General features: G+C 72.7%; 2 protein-coding genes and 2 pseudogenes. All 4 read right to left on the bottom strand.

Going from position 1 to position 8,459, the window contains the following annotated elements; all coding sequences use genetic code 11:
* Window positions 1-2,635, bottom strand: a 2,635-nt coding sequence (locus tag BG482_RS46310; RefSeq protein WP_370745946.1) for a type I polyketide synthase, incomplete at its 3' end; no start/stop codon positions are given.
* 36 nt (window positions 2,636-2,671) lie between these two features.
* Window positions 2,672-3,496: pseudogene (locus tag BG482_RS46305) on the bottom strand (polyketide synthase dehydratase domain-containing protein); the annotation flags it as partial.
* A gap of 195 nt (window positions 3,497-3,691) precedes the next feature.
* Window positions 3,692-5,390 (bottom strand): annotated as a pseudogene (locus tag BG482_RS46300) (type I polyketide synthase); the annotation flags it as partial.
* 1 nt (window position 5,391) lies between these two features.
* The coding region (locus BG482_RS46295) for a beta-ketoacyl synthase N-terminal-like domain-containing protein (protein WP_370745945.1) at window positions 5,392-8,405 on the bottom strand (3,014 nt) is incomplete at its 3' end.
* Window positions 8,406-8,459 lie beyond the last annotated feature (54 nt).

Genomic DNA, 8,459 nt, shown 5'->3' with positions numbered 1-8,459 from the left:
CGGCGGGGGCCAGACCGGCCTGCGCCAGAGCGGCCCGGATCACCCGCTGCTGCGCGGGACCGTTCGGAGCGGTGAGCCCGTTGGACGCGCCGTCCTGGTTCACCGCCGACCCCCGCACCACCGCCAGGACCGGATGCCCCAGCCGACGCGCGTCCGAAAGCCGCTCCAGCAGGACCAGGCCGACGCCCTCCGCGAAGCCCGTGCCGCTCGCCCCGGCCGCGAACGCCCGGCACCGCCCGTCGGAGGACATGGCGCGCTGTCGGCTGAAGGCGGTGAACGTACCGGGCGTCGCGATGACGGTCGCGCCGCCCGCGAGGGCGAGGGTGCACTCACCCTGCCGCAGCGACTGCGCCGCCAGATGGATCGCCACCAGCGACGACGAACACGCCGTGTCCACCGTGATCGCCGGCCCCAGCAGACCCAGCTGGTACGAGAGCCGGCCGGAGATCACACTCGTCGCGTTGCCCGTGAGGAGCATGCCGTCCAGCCCCTCCGGGGCCTCGTGCAGCAGCGTCGAGCCGTACTCCTGGGCGATCGCGCCGACGAACACGCCGGCCGTGCTGTTGCCGAGGGACGTCGGGTCGATGCCGGCGCGTTCGAAGGTCTCCCAGGCCGTCTCCAGCAGCAGCCGCTGCTGCGGATCCATCGTCAGCGCCTCACGCGGCGATATCCCGAAGAACGCTTCGTCGAACCGCCCCGCCTCGTCCAGGAAGCCACCGTTGCGGGTATAGGACGTGCCCGGTTTGTCCGGGTCGGGGTCGTACAGGGCGTCCAGGTCCCAGCCTCGGTCGGTGGGGAACTCCCCGATGGCGTCGGTTCCGGACCGCAGCAGCTCCCACAGGTCCTCCGGACCCGCGACCCCTCCGGGCAGACGGCATCCCATGGCGACGACGACGATGGGGTCGCCGTCCGTCGCGGTATTCGGCCGGAGCGCCGGGACGAACGGTGTTGAAGTGACTCCGTCGCGGATCTCGGCCAGGTGCTCCGCCAGGGCCTGCGGGGTCGGCTGGTCGAAGACCACGGTCGGGGCCAGCCGGAGACCGGTCGCGGTGTTGAGCCGGTTGCGCAGCTCGACGGCGGAGAGCGAGTCGAAGCCGATGTCCTTGAACACACTGTCGGCGCGTACGGCCTGCGGCGACTCGTGTCCCAGAACCGCCGCGGTGTGCCGGCGCACCATGTCGAGCAGAGCGCGTTCGGCCTCCTGCGGCGAGAGTCGGGCGAGCCACGCGCCGGCGTCTTCCGCGTCACCGGATTCGGCGGCGGCGGTACGCCGCGTGACTCCGCGGACGAGACCGCTCAGCAGCGTGGGCACCCCGCCGGGACGCCGACGCAGGACGGCGTGGTCGAAGCGCGCCGCGAGGAAGGCGGCCCCCCGGCGGGCGACGGCGGCGTCGAGAAGTGTCAGCCCCTGATCGGCGGAGAGCGGCCGGACGCCGTTGCGGGCGATGCGGACGCGGTCCGTGGCGCCCAGGTGTGCGGTCAGGCCGCCGTCCTCCCAGAGGCCCCAGGCCACCGTGGTGGCGGGCAGTCCAAGCGAATGCCGGTGCTCCGCGAGGGCGTCGAGGAAGGCGTTGGCCGCGGCGTAGTTGGCCTGTCCGACGCCGCCGAGCGTGCCGGCGATCGACGAGAACAGGACGAAGTGCGTCAGGTCGGCGTCGTGCGTGAGGTCGTGCAGGTGCAGCGCCGCGTCCACCTTGGGCCGCATCACGCTGTCGACCTGCTCCGGGGACAGACCGGACACCGTCCCGTCGTCGAGGACGCCGGCGCTGTGCACCACGGCGGTCAGGGGCCGGTCGAGGCCGTCGAGCACAGCGGCCAGGGCCTCCCGGTCGGCCACGTCACACGCTTCGACGGTCACGGACGCGCCCAGGGCGGTGAGTTCGTCGATCAGGTCGGCGGCGCCCTCGGCCGTGCGTCCGCTTCTGCTCAGCAGCAGCAGGTGGCGGGCGCCGTGCGCGGCGACCATGTGCCGGGCGACGAGCCGGCCCAGACCGGTGGTCCCACCGGTGACGAGGGTGACGCCCTCGGGATCGAGCGCCCGCGGTTCTCGGAACGGCAGGTCGGCCGCGCGGGCCAGGCGGGGGACCAGCACCAGACCCGCGCGAACGGCGGTCTGAGGCTCATCGGACGCGACCGCCGCGCGCAGACCCCACACGTCCGCGGCGCCGACCGGGGAGTCCGCCCCGGGCTCCAGGTCGATCAGGACGAGGCGTCCGGGGTGTTCGGCCTGCACCGTCCGGGCGAGACCCCACACGGAGGCCCCGGCCAGGTCGGCCACGCCGGACGCGGGATCGACCGCCATGGCGCCACGGGTCACGAGGACGAGCCGGGTGGACTCGTACCGGTCGTCGCCCAACCAGTGCTGCACCTGCGCGAGGGCGGCCTGTACACGGGCACGGGCCTGCACCGCGGTGTCGGCCGTTTCCGGCCCGGGACGGTCACAGAGCAGAAGCAGGGCGTCGGGAGCGGGCCCCGTGGTGTCCGCCGCGAGGTCCGGTGCGCCATGCGCGTCGAAGCCCGTGTCGGTGAGGACGGAGGCGACATGCGAGGCATCGGGTCCCACCACGAGCCATCGGCCCGCGGGGTGCGGCAAGGACGGGGTTGCCCGGGGCTTCCACTGGGTGTGCAGCAGCATCTGCCGGACGGTCCCGTCCACTGCGGATGCCGCTCCTGCCCCCATGGGCCGTGTCAACAGAGTGCTGACGGAGACGACAGGGGCTCCTGCCGGGTCCACGGCGAGCAGTGCGACGCCCTCCGGCTCCGACCTGCTCAGCCTGACTCGCAGCGTGGTGGCCCCGGAAGCGTGCAGTCGCACATCGTGCCAGGAGAACGGCAGGCTGAGCGGCTGAGACTCGTCCTTGTCCGCCTCCCCCAGAACGTCGGGGTGGAGGGCCGCGTCCAGCAATGCCGGGTGCAGGCCCCAGTCGCCGGCCGTTTCCCCCTCAGGCAGGGCGATTTCGGCGAAGACTTCCGAGTCCCTGCGCCACATGGCCCGCAGGCCTCGAAACGCGGGGCCGTATCCGTATCCGGCGTGGTTCATCCGCTCGTAGGCGTCCGCGACGGGCACCGCTTCCGCGTCCCGCGGCGGCCAGGTCGCAAGCGCTTCGGCGGCGTCGGCGTCATCCGGCAGGTCGGGGACAAGGAAGCCGCCGGCGTGCCGGGACCACAGCGGGTCGGCCGTCGATTCGGCGCCGCTCTGCGGCGCCGAGTGGACGCTCACCGCACGCCGTCCCGACGCGTCCGGCGCCCCGACGGTCACCTGCAGGCTGACGGTCTGCTGCGCCGCGACCACGAGCGGGGCCTCGATGACCAGTTCTTCCAGGCAGGGGGCGCCCACCTCGTCACCCGCACTGATCGCGGCCTCGACAAAGGCCGTTCCCGGAAACAGGACGGCCCCGCGCACCACATGGTCGGCAAGCCATGGATGCGTGGCCGCGGAGACCCGCCCGGTGAACACCACGCCTTCCTCGTCCGCGCGGTGGATCGCCGCACCCAGCAGCGGGTGGCCGACGGGGCGCAGGCCGAACGTCTGCGGGTCACCGCCTGTCGGTGTGTTGAGCCAGTGGTGGGTTCCTTGGAAGGGGTAGGTGGGGAGGTCGGGGTGGATGGGTGTGGGTGTGGGTTGGAGGGTGATGCCGTGTGTCCATGCGGTGCTGAGGGCGTGGGTGAAGTCGTGGGTGTCGCCGTGGTCGCGGTGGAGTGTGGCGAGGACGACGGGTTCCTCGGTGGGGTGGTCGAGGCTTTGGAGTGTCTCCTGGGTGGGGAGGGTGAGGACGGGGTGGGGACTGACTTCGATGAAGGCCGTGATGCCGGTGTGGGCGAGTGCCTGGGTGGCGCCCTGATAGTCGACGGTGTGGCGCAGGTTGCGGTACCAGTACTCGGCGTCGAGGCCGGCGCCGTCGACCTGGCCGCCGGTCAAAGAGGAGTAGAAGGCGAGTTCGCCGCTGCGCGGCGACACCGGCGCCAGTGCTGCGAGCAGTTCGTCGCGTATCGCCTCCACGTGGGAGGAGTGGGAGGCGTAGTCGACGGGGACGCGCCGGAAGCGTGTGTGGTGTTCTTCGCTCCAGACGGCGAGCTCGTCGAGTGCGTCCGCGGGCCCGGACAGGACGGTGCTGGCGGGGCTGTTGACCGCCGCGATCTCCAGCCCGAGGCGGGTGGCGATGACGCCGGCTTCATCGCGTGGCAGTGCCACAGACGTCATCCCGCCGTCGCCGGCGATGCCGTTGATGAGCTGCGATCGCAGGGCGACCACGCGTGCCCCGTCGGCAAGGGTGAGCGCACCCGACACGGTCGCGGCCGCGATCTCGCCCTGGGAGTGACCCACTACCGCGGCCGGACGGATCCCCGCAGCCTGCCACTGCGCGGCGAGCGAGACCATGACGGCCCACAGCGCCGGCTGCACGACGTCCACACGGGTGAAGCCGGGCTGCTCCGGCCCACCGCGCAGCACCGCGAACAGGTCCCAGTCCACGAAGGGCCGCAGTGCCTCCCGGCACTCCCCCAGACGCTGCGCGAACGGCCCCCCGTCATCGAGGAGCTTCACGCCCATCGCAGGCCACTGAGCCCCCTGACCGGGGAACACGAACACGGGATCACCCACCCGACGGCCCGCGCCACGCACCACACCGACGTGCTCGCCCACGCCCGCGTCCGCGTGCTCGCCCACGCCCGCGTGCTCGACCGCGTCCGCGTCGGCCAGCGAGCGCAGGCGTGTGACGAGTTGGGTGCGGTCGTCTCCGGTGATCGCGGCACGGTGTTCGAACACCGTGCGTGAGCCGGCGAGCATCCGTGCCACCGTGTCGGTGGGCAGGTCGGGGTGGCGTTCCAGGAAGTCCGCCAGCCGCCCGGCCTGGGCCCGCAGCGCGCCCTCACCACGCCCCGACAGCAGCATCGGCACCATCACCCCGGACGGTTCGGCCACGGCAGCGGGAACGAGCTCGGCGGGCGCCTCCTCCAGGATCAGATGCGCGTTCGTCCCACTGGCGCCGAAGGAGGAGACGCCGGCGCGGCGGGGAGTGCCGGTGCGCGGCCAGGGCTGGGATTCGGTCAGGAGCCGGAGTCGGCCTGTGCTCCAGTCGACGTAGGGTGAGGGTGCGTCGATGTGGAGGGTGCGCGGCAGCGTGTCGTGCCTCATCGCCATGACCATCTTGATGACGCCGGCGACACCGGCCGCGGCCTGGGTGTGGCCGATGTTGGACTTCACCGATCCCAGCAGGAGCGGCTCTCCGGCCGGACGGTCCTGCCCGTAGGCGGCCAGGAGTGCCTGAGCCTCGATGGGGTCGCCGAGAGCGGTGCCGGTGCCGTGCGCCTCCACGGCGCTGATCTCGGCGGGGGCCAGACCGGCCTGCGCCAGAGCGGCCCGGATCACCCGCTGCTGCGCGGGACCGTTCNATCTTGATGACGCCGGCGACACCGGCCGCGGCCTGGGTGTGGCCGATGTTGGACTTCACCGATCCCAGCAGGAGCGGCTCTCCGGCCGGACGGTCCTGCCCGTAGGCGGCCAGGAGTGCCTGAGCCTCGATGGGGTCGCCGAGAGCGGTGCCGGTGCCGTGCGCCTCCACGGCGCTGATCTCGGCGGGGGCCAGACCGGCCTGCGCCAGAGCGGCCCGGATCACCCGCTGCTGCGCGGGACCGTTCGGAGCGGTGAGCCCGTTGGACGCGCCGTCCTGGTTCACCGCCGACCCCCGCACCACCGCCAGGACCGGATGCCCCAGCCGACGCGCGTCCGAAAGCCGCTCCAGCAGGACCAGGCCGACGCCCTCCGCGAAGCCCGTGCCGCTCGCCCCGGCCGCGAACGCCCGGCACCGCCCGTCGGAGGACAGCGCTCCCTGGCGGCTGAACTCCACGAGTGCGCCGGGCGTCGACATCACGGTGGCGCCGCCCGCGAGGGCGAGGGTGCACTCGCCCTGCCGCAGCGACTGCGCCGCCAGATGGATCGCCACCAGCGACGACGAACACGCCGTGTCCACCGTGATCGCCGGCCCCAGCAGACCCAGCGTGTAGGAGATGCGGCCGGAGGCGACGCTGACGGCCGATCCGTTGCCGAGGTAGCCCTCCAGGTTCTCGGGGGCACGCTCGTGGAGGCCGGGGCCGTAGCCCCCGTGCATCACACCGGCGAAGACGCCTGTCCGGCTGCCCTTCAGCGAGACCGGGTCGATGCCCGCGCGTTCGATGGTCTCCCAGGCCGTCTCCAGCAGCAGCCGCTGCTGCGGATCCATCGCCAGCGCCTCACGCGGCGATATCCCGAAGAACGCCTCGTCGAACCGCCCGGCGCCCTCCAGGAACGCGCCCTGGCGGGCGGACGACTTTCCACCGCCGCTGCTTTCGTCGCCCAGGAGCCGGTCCAGATTCCAGCCTCGGTCGTCGGGAAGCGGTCCGACCGCGTCGGTTTCCGCCACGAGCAGGTCCCACAGCTCCTTGGGCGTCCGGGCGCCGCCGGGCAGACGGCAGCCCATCGCCACGATGGCGATGGGCTCGTCCGACCGGCCCGTCACAGCCGTTCCCTCGGTCTCCCCCGCGCTCTCCGCGCCGACGCCGCCCTCCCCCAGGCCGTCGAGGTACCGCGCGAGGGCTTGCGGGGTCGGGTAGTCGTAGGCCACGGCGGCTGAGAGGCGGTGACCGGAGGCGGCCGACAACCGGTCGCGGAGGGTCACGGCGGACAGGGAGGTGAAGCCGAGTTCGTGCAGAGGCCGATCGGCGGTCACCTCCTCAAAGGGCAGGCCGAGGACGTCCGCCACCGCGGAGCGCACCAGGCCGAGCAGCCCGTGCCGCGTCGTCGGGAGGACGGCGTCGGCGGACAGCGGGGTGACCGCGGGCGCTGTTCCGGTCGGGCCTTCGGCGGCCAGGTCAGGGCGGACGTTCACCGACGGATTGACGACGAGCAGCGTTGCGGGCAGCTCGGCCAGCCGTCGACGGGCGGTCTTCCCCGTCGACGTACGCGGGACGGCGTCGATGACGTGGAACTCGTCGGGCACCTTGAAGTAGGAGAGTTCCCGGCGGCAGGTCTCCAGAAGCTCACGGGTGTCGATGCCCCCGGGGCCTTCCGGACCCGGCACCAGGTAGGCGACGGGCACCTCACCCAGTACGGCGTGGGGCTTGCCCGCCACCGCGGCCTCGGCCACGCCGGGCACCCCGGCCAGGACGCGCTCCACCTCCGCGGGGTGGATGTTCTCGCCGCCGCGGATGATGAGTTCCTTGACCCGGCCGGTGATGGTGAGCCTCCCGGCGGAGTCCTGCCGACCGAGGTCGCCGGTGCGGTACCAGCCGTCCACGAGCACGGCCCGGGTCGCTTCCGGGGCGTTGTGATATCCGGTCATGGTGGCCGGACTGTGCACCCAGATCTCACCCTCCTGGCCGGCAGCCACCTCCTCGCCGGTCAGCGAGTCCGTCAGACGCAGCGTCAGGCCGGGCAGCGGGGTGCCCGTCGTGCCCAGGACGCGTGGCCCGGTGAGTGCCTGCGTGGTGATGGCGCCTCCGGTCTCGCTGCTGCCGTAGCTGTCCAGGAGGCGGATGCCGAAGGCGTCCTCGAAGGCTTCGTGCAGCGCGGGCGGGCAGGCCGAGCCGGCCGCCATGCACACCCGCAGCTCCGGCAGTTCGAGCCCCCGCTCGTGCGCGAGGTCCACCATGCGGTGGTAGGTGGTGGGGGAGCCGACCAGGAACGTGCCCTGCTCGCTGCGGACGGTCTCCATGATCTCGTCCGGGGCCGAGCCCTCCAGGATGTGGGCGAAGGCCCCGACGGCCAGCGTGGCGAGTACACCGATGTTGTGCGAGGCGGCGTGGTACAGCGGCATCGGCCACACGAGGCGGTCGGTCGCGGACAGGCCGAGGATCGGCTGGGTGCATGCGGCCGTGGCCCAGAGGGACTTGCGCTGGGTCGTGACCACACCCTTGGCGCGTCCGGTGGTGCCGGAGGTGTACAGGATCCAGGCCGTCTCGTCCAGGTCCAGGTCGTCCCGCGCGTCGGCGGGCGGCGGGGTGACGGCGAGGTGCTCGAAGTCGGTGGCGCCGGCCACCGGCTCGTCGGCGCCGACGACGATCAGGCAGCAGTCCAGCCCACTGCTCCGACCGGTCCTCAGCAGCTGGGGTATCTGCGCCGCGCCGCTGATCACCGTGCGGGCGCCGCTGTCGAGGAGATGGTGGGCCAGCTCGCTGTCGGAGGAGCGTGGGTCGACCGGCACGCCGACGGCTCCCGCGCGCGTGACGGCGAGATAACTCTCGACCATCTCGACCCGGTTGCCCATCCGCAGCAGGACGCGGTCACCGCGTCCGACCCCGAGGGCGGCGAGGTGCCCGGCCAGGAACCGGGTGCGCCGCTCCAGAGCACCGTAGGTGACGGACCGCCGGGAGTCCTGGAAAACCCGCTCGTCCGCTCGCTGCAGTGCGTGGTGCGTGAGGATCTCGTGCAGCGGGCGGACAAGTGCGACGGAGGGTTCTTCAGTCACAGCTCGGCTTCCAATCAC

Origin of the sequence: Streptomyces sp. LUP30 (assembly GCF_001746365.1) — a bacterium.
Lineage (GTDB): Bacteria > Actinomycetota > Actinomycetes > Streptomycetales > Streptomycetaceae > Streptomyces.
The sequence above is the reverse complement of the archived record's forward strand: the minus strand, read 5'-3'. Positions and strand labels throughout refer to the sequence as shown.